General features: G+C 37.6%; 14 protein-coding genes and 1 riboswitch. Of the genes, 5 read left to right on the top strand and 9 right to left on the bottom strand.

Features of this window, described 5'->3' with window-relative positions; genetic code table 11:
* The first annotated feature begins 34 nt into the window (after positions 1 to 34).
* Positions 35 to 1,645, top strand: a complete 1,611-nt coding sequence (locus ACE198_RS22165) for a PucR family transcriptional regulator (RefSeq protein ID WP_375377064.1) — start codon at positions 35 to 37, stop codon at positions 1,643 to 1,645.
* A gap of 143 nt (positions 1,646 to 1,788) precedes the next feature.
* Here the strand turns inward: ACE198_RS22165 and ACE198_RS22160 are convergent, their stop codons facing one another.
* Together ACE198_RS22160 and ACE198_RS22155 are read right to left on the bottom strand one after the other, a co-directional pair.
* Entirely contained in the window at positions 1,789 to 2,988 is a 1,200-nt protein-coding gene (locus ACE198_RS22160) for a phosphoglycerate dehydrogenase (RefSeq protein WP_098575426.1), read from the bottom strand.
* A 148-nt stretch (positions 2,989 to 3,136) separates the two neighbouring features.
* A riboswitch (ZMP/ZTP riboswitch) is annotated at positions 3,137 to 3,216 on the bottom strand.
* Between the two features lie 104 nt (positions 3,217 to 3,320).
* On the bottom strand, positions 3,321 to 4,370 hold the full coding sequence (locus ACE198_RS22155) for a threonine aldolase family protein (RefSeq protein WP_375377063.1): 1,050 nt from the start codon (positions 4,368 to 4,370) through the stop codon (positions 3,321 to 3,323).
* Between the two features lie 177 nt (positions 4,371 to 4,547).
* Between ACE198_RS22155 and ACE198_RS22150 the strand changes: the two genes are divergently transcribed.
* Complete coding sequence (locus ACE198_RS22150; protein ID WP_098575424.1) at positions 4,548 to 5,063, top strand: PH domain-containing protein; 516 nt, start codon at positions 4,548 to 4,550, stop codon at positions 5,061 to 5,063.
* Positions 5,060 to 6,502: a PH domain-containing protein gene (locus tag ACE198_RS22145; protein WP_375377062.1), complete on the top strand. Its 1,443-nt coding sequence runs from the start codon at positions 5,060 to 5,062 to the stop codon at positions 6,500 to 6,502. The genes ACE198_RS22150 and ACE198_RS22145 overlap by 4 nt, the downstream gene beginning before the upstream one ends.
* A 204-nt stretch (positions 6,503 to 6,706) precedes the next feature.
* On the opposite strand, the gene ACE198_RS22140 is transcribed toward ACE198_RS22145, so the two are convergent.
* From ACE198_RS22140 to ACE198_RS22110, 7 genes are all read right to left on the bottom strand, one after another.
* The gene (locus ACE198_RS22140; RefSeq protein WP_375377061.1) at positions 6,707 to 7,741 is read right to left on the bottom strand and encodes a DUF3231 family protein; all 1,035 of its coding nucleotides are present in this window, start codon (positions 7,739 to 7,741) and stop codon (positions 6,707 to 6,709) included.
* 190 nt (positions 7,742 to 7,931) lie between these two features.
* Positions 7,932 to 8,699 (bottom strand): TSUP family transporter, encoded by a 768-nt coding sequence (locus ACE198_RS22135; RefSeq protein WP_251461492.1) that lies wholly within the window; start codon positions 8,697 to 8,699, stop codon positions 7,932 to 7,934.
* A gap of 30 nt (positions 8,700 to 8,729) precedes the next feature.
* A complete protein-coding gene (locus ACE198_RS22130; RefSeq protein ID WP_375377060.1) occupies positions 8,730 to 9,551 on the bottom strand; it encodes a class I SAM-dependent methyltransferase in 822 nt (273 codons plus the stop codon).
* 1 nt (position 9,552) lies between these two features.
* Entirely contained in the window at positions 9,553 to 9,990 is a 438-nt protein-coding gene (locus tag ACE198_RS22125; protein ID WP_375377059.1) for a MarR family winged helix-turn-helix transcriptional regulator, read from the bottom strand.
* 164 nt (positions 9,991 to 10,154) lie between these two features.
* Positions 10,155 to 11,426 carry an NO-inducible flavohemoprotein gene (gene hmpA, locus ACE198_RS22120; protein WP_251461602.1) on the bottom strand — a complete coding sequence of 424 codons (1,272 nt, stop codon included), beginning with the start codon at positions 11,424 to 11,426 and terminating at the stop codon, positions 10,155 to 10,157.
* A gap of 200 nt (positions 11,427 to 11,626) precedes the next feature.
* Entirely contained in the window at positions 11,627 to 13,507 is a 1,881-nt protein-coding gene (htpG, locus tag ACE198_RS22115) for a molecular chaperone HtpG (protein WP_375377058.1), read from the bottom strand.
* 240 nt (positions 13,508 to 13,747) lie between these two features.
* Positions 13,748 to 14,755, bottom strand: coding sequence for a DUF3231 family protein (locus tag ACE198_RS22110; RefSeq protein ID WP_375377057.1), 1,008 nt, complete (start codon positions 14,753 to 14,755; stop codon positions 13,748 to 13,750).
* A 182-nt stretch (positions 14,756 to 14,937) separates the two neighbouring features.
* On the opposite strand from ACE198_RS22110, the gene ACE198_RS22105 reads away from it, so the two are divergent.
* Together ACE198_RS22105 and ACE198_RS22100 are read left to right on the top strand one after the other, a co-directional pair.
* On the top strand, positions 14,938 to 15,123 hold the full coding sequence (locus ACE198_RS22105) for a hypothetical protein (protein ID WP_098575418.1): 186 nt from the start codon (positions 14,938 to 14,940) through the stop codon (positions 15,121 to 15,123).
* A gap of 231 nt (positions 15,124 to 15,354) precedes the next feature.
* Entirely contained in the window at positions 15,355 to 16,266 is a 912-nt protein-coding gene (locus ACE198_RS22100) for an MBL fold metallo-hydrolase (RefSeq protein ID WP_375377056.1), read from the top strand.
* The last annotated feature ends 15 nt before the right edge of the window (positions 16,267 to 16,281 follow it).

The following is a 16,281-nucleotide window of genomic DNA, read 5'->3' as shown; positions in this document are numbered from 1 at the left end:
CCAGTGTTTTGATTTTTCACAAGGAGTGTTTTCCATGAAAGTACATGAAGTCTTAATAATCCCATATTTATCAGGAATGACGGTTATCGCCGGAGAATCTGGAACTACTCGTGAAGTGAAATCGGTCAATATGATGGATGCACCCGATATTATTCCATTCTTACATGAGAATGAATTTCTTATCACAACTGCTTATCATTTCAAAGATCAGCCCTCTAAGCTAACCGAGCTGGTTCAAGCGATGGCCGATCAAGGGTGTGCTGGACTAGGAATCAAGACAAAACGCTTTCTAGATAAAGTACCATTAGAAGCTATAAATCTGGCAAACGAGCTGGCCTTCCCCATTATTGAACTCCCATTAGAATTATCACTTGGGGAAATTGTCAATCATACATTACGGGCAATGCTTGATCAACGGGCTGCTGAATTGACGCTTGCATTAGAGATCCACAAGCAATTTACCAAGATCATTATGGAAGGAAAAGGGATTGAATTCTTACTGCAAGATTTATCTCAAGTGATCGAGCGTCCTGTTATATTATTGGATCAATATGTTAAGCCGATTTATCAACCTATGACCAACCTAGACTTTCCCTTCATTCTGGATGGTCTCAAGATTCCTTATTCGATGACTTCACCCATTTCCATGTCAGTCCGAGCCACTAAACAGACCTGTACTTTATTCCCTGTACACATGAGTGAAAAGAAACAAGGATTTCTTATGATTATAGGGGAGATTGAGAAAACCAATCATCTGATTTCATTAACGATCGAACAAGCTACCAATGTAATCTCGTTTGCACTTATGAAGGAACATGCACTACGACAGAAAGAACAAAGTATACGAAATGATTTCTTTCTTCATTTTTCAGATGGTACGTTTTCTTCTCAAGAGGAAATCATCGGTCGAGCAGCGGAGTTTTCATTACCCAATGACCAGAAGTATATTTGTGCAGTGGGTCAAATCGACAGGGACGACCATCACCCTACCTATACTGAGCGCCTTGAAAAAGCAGATGATATTTATGATTTTATCGAAGGGGAAGTCTCTGTTATCACTCCCTACATCCACTTTTTCACAAAAGGTGAAACTTGTATTCTTTTATTTGAAATTCAAGAAACCATCTCAACGTCCAGCAGTTACTGTGAATCTACTTTGCTTTCCCTTCAGGAAAAAGTATCTACTTACTTCCGGAATACGATATCCTTCGGGGTGAGTAATTTAAGTCATTCGTTTCTTGATGTAAAAAATGCTTACAAAGATGCGGTAGACGCCTTATCACAGGGGCAGCTCTCTAAGAAAACGGCCTATATCCAAACCTATCATACCAAGGATGTCATGGAATTATTGCGAATGGTCCCCAGAGATGAGTTAAAGAATTTCTATACATTTGCCCTAAGTCGATTGGCAAACACAAAAGTGGAAGATGAACAAACACTGCTAGATACGTTGTCTGTCTATTTGGAAACACACTGTCAAATTTCCGAAACGGCCAAACGGTTGTTTGTTCATCGTAACACGGTCATCTATCGAATTGAAAAGTGTGAAGAGATCCTTGGAAAAAGCTTAAAGGATTCAGAAACAACGATGCAAATTAGACTTGCCTTACGGATCAAATCCTTGTTTGAAGCTTATTTCGACTAACCTTATTACCATAAGAAAAAGAGTCTCTTACCAATACAGAAAATATCGAAAAAAAGCCATGCCCTCTACTATTCTTTAGTAGTTGGGCATGACTTGAGTTTTTCCTTTTGTTATCTATTTTCTAAATTTGGCAAAAGAAAAGCTTAGATAACACGTGCTGTGACAATACCTTCAATTTGATTGATTTTTTCTAACAAACCAGGAATGACATCGCCATTTACTTTATTATCAATATCGATCATCGTATAAGCATAATCTCCGCGGCTTCGATTAATCATGTCAGCGATGTTTAGATTATAACTTGAGATTGCTAGTGTCAACTGGCCTACCATGTTTGGAACGTTTTTGTGGAATGCTGCCACACGGCGCTTTCCTGTATAATCAAGTGATGCGTTTGGAAAATTCACAGAGTTTTTGATATTTCCTGTTTCTAGAAAATCCTTTACTTGACGTGCCGCCATGACGGCACAGTTTTCTTCTGATTCTTGGGTAGAAGCACCAAGATGTGGAATCGGAATGACATTTTTCATTCCCAATACATTTTCATTCGGGAAATCTGTAATAAACTTACCAACCTGACCGCTTTCTAAAGCAGCAGCCATATCCTTTTCATTCACTAGCTCTCCACGAGAGAAATTTAAAATATGAACGCCAGGCTTCATGATGCTGAAAGTTGCTTCGTTAAACATCCCTCTTGTATCATCAGTAAATGGAACGTGTACAGTGATATAATCAGAATTAGCAAAGAGTTGTTCAATGGTCATTGCCCTCTGAACATTACGGGACAAATTCCAAGCTGTATCAACAGAGATAAACGGGTCAAAGCCAATGACGTCCATGTCTAAATCAAGAGCATCATTTGCAACCAGTGCACCGATCGCACCTAATCCAATCACACCAAGTGTTTTTCCTTTAATTTCTTTTCCAACAAATTGCTTCTTACCAGCTTCGACAAGTTTCGGAATTTGCTCGCCTTCCCCTGCTAAATTCTTTGTCCACTCGATACCGTCAAACAGGTTGCGTGATGAAGCCATTAATGAAGTAAGAACGATTTCTTTTACCGCATTCGCATTTGCACCAGGAGTATTAAACACAACAATCCCTTGCTCTGTACATTTATCGACTGGAATATTATTGACTCCCGCTCCGGCACGTGCAATTGCCTTTAATTCATTGCCCAATTCAAGGGCATGCATATTAAAACTGCGAACCACAATAGCATCCGGATTAACACTGTCATTATCAATCGTGAAGGTATCCTGATTGAAGACCTTTAGCCCGCTCTCAGCAATATTATTTAACGTTTTAATTGTTTGTTTTTTGTCTAGGATAGTTGTGCTCATTTTGTATTCTCCTCTACTCTTCTGTTATAGTTTTCAATATCACTTTTTCTATAAGGATCTGTTTCTATTAGAATGAAGAAATTTAACAGTCTTTCTAGCCGGTCCTATCCCCCCCTAATATACAGAAAGAGGCAAGGATTTGTTTCCTTACCTCTGCCCAGGCGAACGGCTACGACTTATATGTGCTCCCTCACGGTAATCCGTGTTTCGCCAGTTACACATCGTCTTTTTTTATTTCTCTAAAAATAACAAATTTTTAGAGAATATTCAAGTATATTGAACTTTTAAAAGATTAATTTTTTTTTATAAAACTTATTGACTTCACAATTTTGTTATTTTGATTTCCTATTGAACTTCTCAATAATTCCCTTTAAATCCTCAAGAAAGGCTGCTACCCCCTCATCTTTAGTTGCCCAAGATGTCACAAGGCGAATGGCCGCGTGTTCCTCATCCACCTTTTCCCAGAAATGAAACCCATAGTTTTTCTCTAATTCTGTAATCAACTCATTAGGTAATATCGGAAAGATTTGATTCGATGGAGAATGGGTTAGAAATGGAATATTTGCTTTGCTGATTCCTTCTCTAAGTGTTGCTGCCATCTTATTTGCATGAGTGGCTAATTCAAAGAACAAATTGTCCCGGAACAGTTCAAGAAATTGAATGCCCAATAGTCTCCCTTTTGCTAGCAGCGCCCCTTTCTGCTTCATGTGGTACCGAAAATCTTCCTTTAATGACTCACGGCAGATGACTAGAGCCTCACCAAGAAGTGCCCCGTTCTTTGTTCCGCCGATATAGAATGCATCGACCAGTCTAGGGAGATCGCTTAACTGCAGATCATTCTCTTCCGAGCAGAGAGCTGAGCCAAGTCGCGCCCCATCCATATACAATATAAGATGGTTCTTTTTGCAAAAATCACTTAACTGCTCCAGTTCATTTCTGGTATAAATAGAACCTATTTCGGTTGAATTTGATATGTATACTAATTTCGGTTTGACCATATGCTCATCAGGATGACCATCGAGTACCACTTGTACATCTGATGGAGTTAATTTACCGTTTTCCGCTTCAATCGAGAGGATTTTATGGCCCGTCGCTTCGATTGCCCCTGTTTCATGGCCAAGAATATGGCCGGTACTAGCTGCCATGGCCGCTTCATGCGGTCTTAAGAAAGCTGAAATCGCAATCAAATTGGTTTGTGTGCCGCCTGATAAGAGATGAACATCAACATCCGGCTCTCCCATTCTCTCTTTTAGCAGTTCAACCGCTTGTCGAGAAAATTGATCTTCCCCATATCCATCATCTTGAACGAGGTTGGATTCTATTAATGCATTTAAAATTCTAGGATGTGCGCCTTCGCTATAATCGTTCTTAAAGCTGTACATGATTATGCCTCCATATAATAATTGAATTTATCTCTTCCTTTCCATCGTAGCATAATATGAAAAAAGCTAAAAACAAGAGGAATATTGGCGTCAAATAAAAAATTAAAAAATAACGATTCTGTATCTAGTGAAACTCTTTGATAGAATGAAACGTATACGATATTTGAGGTGAAATATATGTACATACAAATAGAGGAACCCACAGAAACTATTTCGGCTGATGCGGTAAAAATGTGGAGAATATCAAATTCAGTTGGGCATGGAATCGTCTTTCTTATTATTGGGGTTTTAATTGTTTGCACGGAGATATTGAACTGGTATGGATGGATTGGTGTCGTTCTTTATATAATTGGTGGAATAACCATCTTATCCGCGATTTATTCCATACTGATTGAACCAGTCTTTCTGCAGAAGACGTGGCGGTATAAAATTGACCCCCAATTTATTCAATTGAAACATGGGAAATGGCAAACACAACACACGTTAATCCCGATGGAAAAAGTTGAATACGTTCGCACTGAACAAGGACCCATCATGCGGCATTATCAACTATACAAAATAGAAATTGGCACCACTACTTCTAGTCATGTCATACCTGCCATTGCTTCGGAACAAGCAAAAAGACTACAAGCAGAAATTGCTGTTTATGCAAAAATTCAGGATTCCCAGGTAGGAGGAGGAGAAAGAGCATGAACCAAACGGCAAAAAGGTATCACCCCGCCATTATCGTTGTTGAAACGGTAAAGTTAGTCAAAAATTCGATTTGGTTCTTTCTCTTTTTATTTGTGCTTAAAGCTTCCTCCACTTCGAATTGGGTCATTTGGGGCCGTTATCTCTTTCTCATTATTACATTATGGGGATTGGTTTCGATTCTATTGAGATGGTTTTTTCATCGCTATGAAATTGACCGGGATTCCATTGTTCTATATGAAGGGATATTTGTTAAAGAAAAGCGGACATTTGCTTTAGACCGGGTCCATAACCAAACTTCGAGTACCACTTTTGTACATCAATGGTTTGGTCTTACTTCCCTAACTCTTGAAACCGGTACAAGTGGTGAAAATGCTACTGCTGAGTTTCCCGTGATTACAAACGAAGAAAAAGAACGAATTATCATCCATTTGCAGCAAAAACAAGATTTGATTGAGGCGGGAGATGAAGGAGTAGTCGATCAAACCGAACGACGTAAGGTTCATTTCCGCTCCACCAAAAAGGATATCGTAAAAGCATCTTTCACTTCACTCAGTTTCTTGGCTATTTTCCCTTTATTAGGTGCGATTTATACCAATCTAGCGGATTATTTACATATCGAGAAAACTGCGAAGAATGCGCTTGATTACTTACTGATCCATTGGTGGGTAATGATAATTCTTTTTGTCCTTGCACTTGGATTATCCGCTGTGTTAGGCTTTTTCAAAACCATGTGGAAGTATGGGAATTTTGTCATTAGTGACGATGATGAACGGATTTATATTGAAAAAGGCGTTGGCCGTTTTGTCAGCTTTTCCATCCCGAAACATAGAGTACAAGCCATAGTCGTTGAACAATCCATTCTGAAGCGGATACTCGGACTCGCTGCTATCAAACTTATCAGTGCAGGGGGCTTCGAAGATGAAGAAAAGGAAGAAACCAGTTCATTATATCCTTTTATGCCTAAACAGGAAGCCTATCGGGTGTTACACACAATCCTGCCTGAATATCGGATTGAAGAACACATGGAGCGATTCCCACTGAAAGTCCTCTGGCTTAAACTCCTCCATCCCTATTATTTAACGATTCTGGCGATTATTGGGTTATGGATTTTTAAATCGGAGTGGCTTTGGATCGCTGCTATTGTCTTTGTCATTTCCATTTTACTTCGGATCCTAGACTACTGGTTCACTAGTTATCTGCGTGATGGAAATACCATCCAAATCAGAAAAGGCGGCATTACAAATGAAACCTTTGTTACCCATCGTGAACGGATTCAACAGATTACGGTAAAACATACATGGCTGCAGCGTCGCTTTGGTGTAGCAACCCTCCAATTCACCAATAAGGCTAAACCAACACATGATACTGAACTATATGGAGTTTCGAAGGAAGAAGCAGGAACTTTTTATACCTGGTACAAGAAAAAATCCACCTCATAACAATAAATTAAGTTCCGTTTTTAGGCTCCACATTTGTTAGCGAAAATAACGGTTACCTTTTTTTAAAGCATGCTGGAAGTCGATCAAGCCGTATATGACAGGAAAAAGAAAGAGTCTGATGGAATTACAATAAAGGATGGCCCGAAATCATTTGGTTTCGGGCTTTTTCTTGGTATATTTTGATTTTGAATTACTTACACTCGACTAATTGGTAGCTAATTTTTCTCTTTCTGGTGCATGTGGTACTTGTTCCATCCACCCCTTCTCAATATAGATTTTTGCTGCACTTTCAACAAAAGAAGCAATTTTCGTAAACGATTTAGTATAAACGAGCCCAACATCGTGTCTACCATTTACAGCTATCGAATTTCCAAATCCCCTTATTTTCATTGAAAACATATCCATTTTATGAAATAGCATTATCTTATCGGAAAAGGGAGAAAAAGTAGATGTTGTCACTAAATCATCAAGAAAAGATGGTGCAGGCAAATTTTCATCATGTAGTTTTTGCATATAGTTTTGAATATTTGTTGTTGTAAGATCTCTTCCTTTTTCAAATAATTTCCGAATCTTTTCATCCTTTGCCACTTGGGCAAAAGCCATAATTAATGCCTTACTCGTTACATTATTTTCAATATTATCGTAAAAGTGTGCGATTTCTAATGCGTGCAAAGGTCTTACATGTCCAAAGAAACCATTTAAAAAATCCTGATGAACAAATTCCACTTTATCTGGAATTGGAATTAAAGGTGGCTTAATTATTAGACCTTTATTCATTAATATTTCTTTGATTTGGTTCATTAAATCCATAGTACAATCCATACAATACCTGAAAAATTCACATACATCCTTTCGATAAACAAGAGGGATGGCGACGTTATAAATACTCATTCCTGCTTTTGACGCATATTTAAGATAGTGAACATAGAATTCATCTTGAAATAACCGTGGAGCCCCTAGGTTTACGTCCTCTTCTGAAAATCCCTTTGGTATAGGGAAATTCTCCTTTTGAAAAATCCCTTCAGTGATTTTCATAAATTCTACGCTTAATTTTAAGGCATTTTCTAACAAAGTCTTAATATCACTATCCTCAACATGTTGAAGATAATAACTTAAAATGCACTTTCCCATGCTGTTTCCCATATAGGTAGCCCAAAGTTTACCCATTTCTGCTGACGTTAAATTTTCATTTATATAGGTTTTATATGTGTTTAATTTAATCGGCTTAATTGTTTTCATGAAGACTCCCTTAACCTACTTTTCCTACTAGTTTTTCCTTTATTCTCAGTCATATTCTAAGATAATATTTTATATCCCTACAACAGCACAAAAAGAACCAGCGGCCAAAACGGCGGCTAGTTCTTTAATTCTTACATCCGTCACTTAAATTCATTTCCTAGTAATCAATTCTAACTGTGTTTATTCCCTGCTATTGAAAATAATCATAGGTATTTTTTGCTAACAATAAAAAGGTAACAACGATAAAAAGGGCACGGACATAGCCGCTGCCGCGTTTGATTGCAAATTTCGAACCTACAATAGCTCCAGCTACTTGTGCCAGACCCATTGGTATCCCGTAGGCATAATTAACTTGTCCTAAATAAATGAACATCAACAATGCAGAAATATTACTTCCAAAGTTTAAAAACTTGGCATTTCCAGCCGCCTTTAAAAAATTAAAGCCCATCATTAAAAAGGCAAAGATTAAAAATGAACCTGTTCCAGGACCAATAAAGCCATCATAGAATCCGATGGCAAAGATGGCCAACATAAACATGATTTGATGGTGGATGGCGAATTTTTTGTCCGTCGAAATACTGCCCCAATCCTTTTTAAAAATCGTATAAATTGCTACCACTGCGAGCATGATTAGCATCAATGGCTTTAACAACTCGGGATTCATTAAATGAACCGTCCACGCACCAATCATCGAACCAATAAATGTTAGTGGAAACAATTTGTAGACCGATTTTAAATTAAGCTCTCCTGACCGATAAAACATCACTGTGCTTGTTAAGGAACCAATTGTTCCAGCAAGTTTATTGGTTGCCACGGCAGCCGCTGGTGTCAAACCGGTAAATAACAAGGCCGGCAAGGCAATCAGCCCCCCGCCGCCAACCACAGAGTCAATAAATGCAGCTAAAAAGCCAAAAACAACTAAAATAAATAATAACGATGGATCTAAATCAAATAACATATAATCAGCCTTTCTTGTTGTCACAACTAACTAATTTTCCTTTTCGAAACCCACGTGGATAAACTTCATCAGTTTAAATAAATCAATCAACCTTACCATTACACGCGTTCCACTTTCCCACTCTTTCCTTGCAGGGATTCCTTTGAAGTACGATACAGAGGAAAGTAACTTTATGTTTGGCAACCAGCCTTCAAGCGCCTTAGGATTATTTACATAAAAATACATCCTCGCACCTTTATTCCCTGTTTTTTCCACGGTTCGATTAGAGATATTTAGCATCATTTTTGACTCTGCATCAAAGTACATTTCGCCGCCTGGAAAAAAGAGCGACATTTTCTGAAAGATTTCTTTTAATTGACTTTCCTGAAAATAATAGAAAACCCCTGCAGATATAAAAAGTATACCGTCTTCCTTATTAAAGATTACATCATCAAACCATGATCCATCAAAAAATGATTTGGCGATACTGATGTTCCGAGGTGTATCCGGGATAAGAGATTGGCGGAAAGCGATGGAATCAGGTAAGTCAAGGTTGTACCAGTTTATTGTCCCATTATCTACTCTTGAAAAGGTTGTATCAAGTCCAGAACCAATGTTAACAATGGTCGCCCGAGGGTGCTTATTGATAAATTCGCGTATGGTATCTTCCATTTTCCGTGCACGAACGAGATAGCTAATCCCGCCGTATTCACCAAAAGTTTTGGCGATTTCGGTAAAATCAAAGTGGCAGCCTGCAATGATCTCTATTGCTTCTTTGTCATATAAAATTTCTGGATTCTTCTCACTTGCTGTTGCGCGTCCCCAAAGGGGTATTAGCATCGTGCCTTGAACGGATTGTAAATCTAATTTCATACTATCTTTCCTCCATTATTTTAAGCAGATAATTAACTTTATGCAAAGCATATTGAAGATCCAGCTGCTCTTCACTCGTTAGCTTCGACAAATCATTCATAAAATTTTGGTGAATTTTCGTCCATTTTTCTTGCTGTGAGGCTTTTCCTTTTTCCGTTAGCTCGATAACAAACGACCTTTTATCATCTTTATTTTGACTTTTCGTAATAAATCCTTGCTCAAATAAACGCTTAACTAAGTCGGTCATTTGCTGTTTAGGTATATTCAGTCCATCGCTTATTTGTTTGATTGTCAGGGCACGTTGATTCATAAATACGAATTCTAGGATTTGGTTCTGTAAATGCGACAGGTTACTAGCTTTTTGATTTATTCGCTGAAAACTGTTAAATACATTCGGAATTAACTCGATATATTCTTTACTAATTTCAGACATGATCATTGATCAACTCCTATTATAGTAATGAATTATATATCAAATCGATAAAAAAACAAATATTTTTTTGAAATTAGTACATTATTACTTACTAATATCCCGCCTTTTTTGTCCAATTCAAAAACTCCCTTCTTAATTCAGAAGAGAGTCGTAAATGGTGTTTTTTTGTCTTAAATGTCAGCGTCTAAACTTCCGAACGAACCAAAGAATTCATAATGAATTTGTTCGTCTGGTATCCCCCATTGTTTTAATGATTTATTGACCACTTTCATGAAAGGCTCTGGTCCACAAAAATAAAAATCGGCATCCTTGGAAGGCACCACTTGTTGAATCCAATCAAGAGTTATATACCCCTCCTTATCAAATCTTTTCATTTCCCGATCTTCTTCTGATGGCTTTTCATAAATAACAAATGATTTTACGTTCTTATGCTCTGCTGCCAAATCGTTTACATGTGTTTTAAATGCATGAAAATGACTATTTATCGCGGCATGGATAAAATAAATATCACGATCTGGTTTTTCTTTCACTGTTGTATTTAACATACACATCATTGGGGTAAGTCCGACCCCTCCACTAATTAATATTAATGGACGTTTTGATTCTATATCTAAATAAAAGTCACCTGCAGGCGCAGTAATCGGGATAATATCCCCCTCTTTGACATGATCATGAAGATAGGATGATACCACTCCGGCCGGTATGTCCCCTTTCGAATCCTCCCGCTTTACACTGATACGATAATAGTCTAAACCGGGACTATCAGACAAACTATACTGCCTAAGATGGGTATATTTTTCATCTGGACTCTCCATTTTCACCGTTATGTATTGCCCTGGGATAAAGGTAGAAATTTGTTTTCCATCCTTTGGCTTTAAATAAAAGGACGTAATCACATCGCTCTCCTTCACTTTTTTCTCGACCGTGAAATCCCTGAATCCTGCCCAACCTCCCGGCATCGACTCTGTGGTTTGATACATTTTATTTTCCATTCGGATAAACACATCGGAGATGACACCATAGGCATCTGCCCATGCGTCCATGATTTCATTGGTAGCTGCATCGCCCAATACTTCCTTAATAGCTCCCAGAAGATTTTCCCCCACGATGGGGTAATGCTCAGGCTTTATTTGTAAGCTCCGGTGTTTCTCCCCAATACGCTCTAGAACTGGCATGATCTGACTAAAATCTTCAATATTTGCGGCAGCTCCATAAACGGCATCTGCCAATGCTTTCGGCTGATGCCCCGTAATCTGGTGTGTTTGATTAAAAATGTTTAGAAGTTCCGGATGCTCTTTAAACATTCGCTTGTAAAATTGCTTGGTAATAGCCTCACCATGCTCTTTAACTACAGGTAAAGTTGCCTTAATAACCTCAAGTTTTTTCGGATCAAGTGCTTTTACTACCTTTAGCACTTCTTGCCAAGAATTCTTTTCTTCCATTTTTGTTACAGGCATTTTTTTGGACTCCTTTCTTCTTTCAATAATAAGGTTGTCCAAGTACCCATTCACTATGAAGGTAATTTCTGTAACGGGATGATTATTATTGTTATTGGAATAAAGTTTGTTTGAACTGTATCAGCAGTGGTACAAAAAACCGCCCTCACTTTATTGTGAGGACGGCATATAAGAGTATCAATGGTTTACACCATTATTTTACATATATCATTTGTAAATTCTACTGGGTCACTGATTGGTAGTCCTTCGATCAATAGGGCTTGATTGTATAATAACTTGGTGTACAAGTCCAATTTACCTTTATCATTTTCGAAAGCCTCTTTTAAGGATTGGAAGACTTCATGGTTTTTATTGATTTCTAATACTTTGTCGGCTTTGATATTTTGATTATCAGGCATAGCTGCAAGAATTTTTTCCATTTCAATTGAAATGTCTCCTTCTGTTGCCAGGCAGACTGGGTGGGACTTCAGTCTTTTGGAGATTCTTACATCCTTCACTTTATCCGCTAAAATGTTTTTCATATAATCAAAGAGTTCTTTGCTTTCTTTCTCTTTGGATTCGGAATCATCTTTGGTATCTTCCCCTTCGATTCCTAGGTCACCACTAGAGATTGATTTGAATTCTTTCTCTTTGTAGTTCATTAACATTTTGATGGCAAATTCATCGATATCCTCAGTAAAGTAAAGGATTTCGTAGCCCTTTTCTGACACGAATTCAGCCTGTGGTAATTTCTCAATTCGATCAATTGATTCACCGGAAGCATAATAAATGTACTTTTGATCTTCAGGCATTCTTGACACATATTCATCCAGCGTAACGAGTTTCTTCTCTTTAGATGAGTAGAACATGATCAAGTCTTGTAATAATTCTTTATTGGCACCAAAGTCGCTATAGACTCCATACTTTAATTGACGACCGAACGATTGATAAAATTCTTCGTATTTTTCTCTTTCTTTTCTTTGCAGGCTTAGTAATTCGCTCTTGATATTCTTATTAATATTTTTCGCAATCAGCTTCAACTGGCGGTCATGCTGGAGCATTTCCCTTGAAATGTTAAGCGATAAATCCTCGGAGTCCACCATCCCTTTGACAAAACTAAAATGGTCAGGCAGCAGGTCTGCGCATTTATCCATGATCAGAACGCCATTTGAATAGAGTTCTAGGCCCTTTTCAAACTCTTTCGAATAGAAGTCGAAAGGCGTTTTTTCAGGGATGTAAAGAATAGCATTGTACCGGATGGACCCTTCTACGCTGATATGGATATGTTTGATCGGTTTATCAAAACCATAGCGTTTTTCCGCATAGAAGTTCTCGTAATCCTCATCAGTTAACTCACTTTTATTCTTTTTCCAAATTGGAACCATACTATTGATGATTTGTTCTTCATGATATTCCTCGTATTCGGACTCACTGCCATCCTTAAGTTTTCTGCTGGTAACATCCATTTTAATCGGATAACGAATGAAATCAGAGTATTTCTTAATGATTGATTTTAAGCGATATTCCTGTAGATACTCATCATAGTTTTCATCTTCGGTATTTTCTTTAATCTTTAAAATAATTTCTGTACCGACAGAATCTTTTTCAACCGGCTCTATTGTATAACCATCAGCACCTGTGGATTCCCATTTATAGGCCTCATCACTGCCTAATGCCTTACTAATAACGGTAACAACATCAGCTACCATGAATGCAGCATAAAAACCCACCCCGAATTGACCAATTATGTCATAGCCATCTTTAATTTCATTTTCCTTTTTAAAGGCTAGGGAGCCACTTTTGGCAATCGTTCCAAGGTTCGTTTCCAAGTCTTCCTTTGACATTCCAATCCCAGTGTCTAAAATCTTCAATGTTCGGTTCTCTTGGTCCGTAATCAATTTAATGAAATAGTTATCTTTGTCGAAACGTAAAGAATCGTCAGTTAAAGCCTTGTAATAGATTTTATCAATCGCATCACTTGCATTGGATAGTAACTCTCTTAAAAATACCTCTTTGTGTGTATAGATGGAGTTAATCATCATTTCTAGTAATCGTTTCGATTCTGCTTGAAATTGTTTCTTCGACATAGAAAAATCCCCTTTCCACTTTAAAATGCGATTATGTAATCACTGATTTAGGCTGTAAATCAGAACTATTAGCACTCTAACTTACCGAGTGCTAATTCCATATATTTAATATCATATTTTTCGTTAATCTGTCAATATGTTGGTTTTTTTCAACCTTAAGAAAATAACAACAGCCGCATAAAAAAGAAGGATTATTTTAGCTAAAGCTAAAATAACCCTTCATTCACATTGTTTTTGTGATTATTTATTTTGGTTTCTGATAGCTTCTCTATCTATCGATTGAGGCGGTTTTTCAAACCATCCATGATCAATCATAATTTTTGCCCCATTCTCCGCATAAGCTCCAACCTTCAAAAGGTATTTCTCATACAATAGGGCTAAATCCTTACGAAGTGAGGCGGCTATGGCAAGTCCGAAGTCCCCAATTCCAATCGCACTCTGCGTATTGGTATGAAATAGCATTAGTTTATCTGAAAAAGGAGCTTCCGTGCTAGCTGTTATCGTAGAATCCCATGTGGAAGGATAGGAATTGTCGTCCTCTTTTAATTTTATCATAAAATCTTCCACTATTTTCTTTCCTAAATCATACCCTTCTTTAAAATAGTCACTTATTTTTTTCGACTGAGCTACTTGGCTAAATCCTAAAAGCATCGTTTTAGCTACGTTTGATACCTCAATGTTGACCCCGCAATGGGCAATTTCCATGGCAAGCAGTGGACGCCGGTGCCCGAGTATACCTCCAAGAAAAGATTTATCCGTAATATATTCTACCTTATCTGGATAGGAAATATATGGAGACCGAATAAATACCCCTTTTTCCTGCATCATTTTTGTATTTCTGTCATAAAGGGTTTCCGTTTGGTCATAAAATCTTTTGAATAAGTAACGCACATCTTCTCTAGAGGAAATGGATTTAGCTAAGCTATATGTATTCAATCCCGTCCTTCCCATATGGTGCAAGTAACGCATATACGTTACATCAGAAAATAGTTTTTTTGCTTGTAAATTCACATCCTGTTTTCCAAATCCATTTGGTAGAGGAATTCCTTCTTTTGTAAATAACTCTGATATTAGATGGAGATGGTCATGAGCAGATTCTAGAGCGAATTCAATAACAGGGTTAATATCCTGATCTTCGGTCGTTTGTAAAAAATGACTTAAAATACAAATCGCCATTGAATCACCAACATATGTACTCCATAACATTGAAATTTCAGCCGATGTAATCTTGGGGTTATGGTGCTCCATTGATTTTCAACTCCATCAAAGAATTCTATAGATTTAAAATACTGTTTTCTTTTAATGTTAACCTTTTCTGCATAAATATAATTGTAAATACAAATTTTATATTTTATTCTTTCACATAATTGACATATTTGTAACGAGATTGACATATATTTTATCAATCGCATAGGAAGGAGGGTGAACCAATGGATAATCGAATTTTATTATTTTTTGTTTCGATTTTGTCTGGTTTTGCACTTATTAGAGTTCCTTTAGCCGATTCATTTCTTGAAAGCATTTCCCCGGTTACTGATATCATTGGCATACTGACCGTTCTTGTCTTCTCACTCGTCTTAATTTACAAGGGCGTAAAAGGTTTATTTAGTAAGTAAAGATATGATGGAAAGCACTCTAATGGGTGCTTTTCTTTTTTTGCCTTTCAATCCCTACTTTCGACGTATATTCTGATCATTTCCTTCATCACCAAGGGACATTTAGAGGTATTATTTACTTGGCACTGTAAAATGATTCTGGTTAGGTGCTGACTGTTTTCTTAGGTTGTTTACCGTGAATCATGATATTCTGTACTAAACATAAAAGGTGGAAAATCAAGGAGACGAATCATGAAGAACTATTCGAATTTGGATAATGTGACCAGTTACAAATCGTTTAAAGAGCTGCGGAAATGGCAAAGAGAACGGAAAAAGAAAGTGAAAGATTTAACAATTAACATTGAACAATATCCTTTAAAAATGGTACGTGAAATAAAGGAAAATAAAAGTAGGACATCTTATACATGGGTGGGCCACTCCACTTTTTTGATCCAACTAAATGGAATCAATATTCTTACCGATCCTGTTTGGGCAAAAAGGATGGGGTTAGAAAAAAGATTAACCGAACCTGGCATCTCGTTAGAAGATCTCCCAGAAATTGATGTGGTCGTTATTTCTCATGGCCATTATGACCATTTGGATTTCCCTACCTTGAAAAAATTAAAAGGAAATCCCCAATACTTGGTCCCTGCTGGTCTTACGTCTCTTTTCAACAGAAAAGGCTATTCGGATGTGACGGAATTGAATTGGTGGGAAAATTTAGAATATGGCGGGATAACGTTCCATTTTGTTCCTGCGCAACATTGGACAAGAAGATCTCTTACTGATATGAATACCTCTCATTGGGGAGGCTGGATAGTTCAATCCCCCCAAGAAACGCTCTACTTTGTCGGGGATACAGGATATTTTAGTGGATTTAAACAAATAGGGGAGCGTTTTACTTCTATTGATACAGTGTTTATGCCTATAGGTGCTTTTGAGCCAGAATGGTTCATGGCCCCTGCACATATCTCACCAGAAGATAGTGTGAAGGCCTTCATTGAATTAAAAGCAAAATCCTTCGTTCCCATGCATTATGGTACGTATCGGTTAGCTGATGACACTGGACCAGAAGCCTTAGAGCGTCTGCACCGTGAATGGGAAAAACAGCAGCTTCCCCAGGAACAATTAAAAGTACTGCTACTTGGGGAAACAGTCATTTGATCTGTTTCCACTCAA

It is taken from the genome of Neobacillus sp. KR4-4 (assembly GCF_042136325.1).
Classification (GTDB): domain Bacteria; phylum Bacillota; class Bacilli; order Bacillales; family Cytobacillaceae; genus Neobacillus.
Note: the sequence above shows the minus strand (reverse complement) of the source record. Positions and strands in the feature narration are given on the sequence as shown.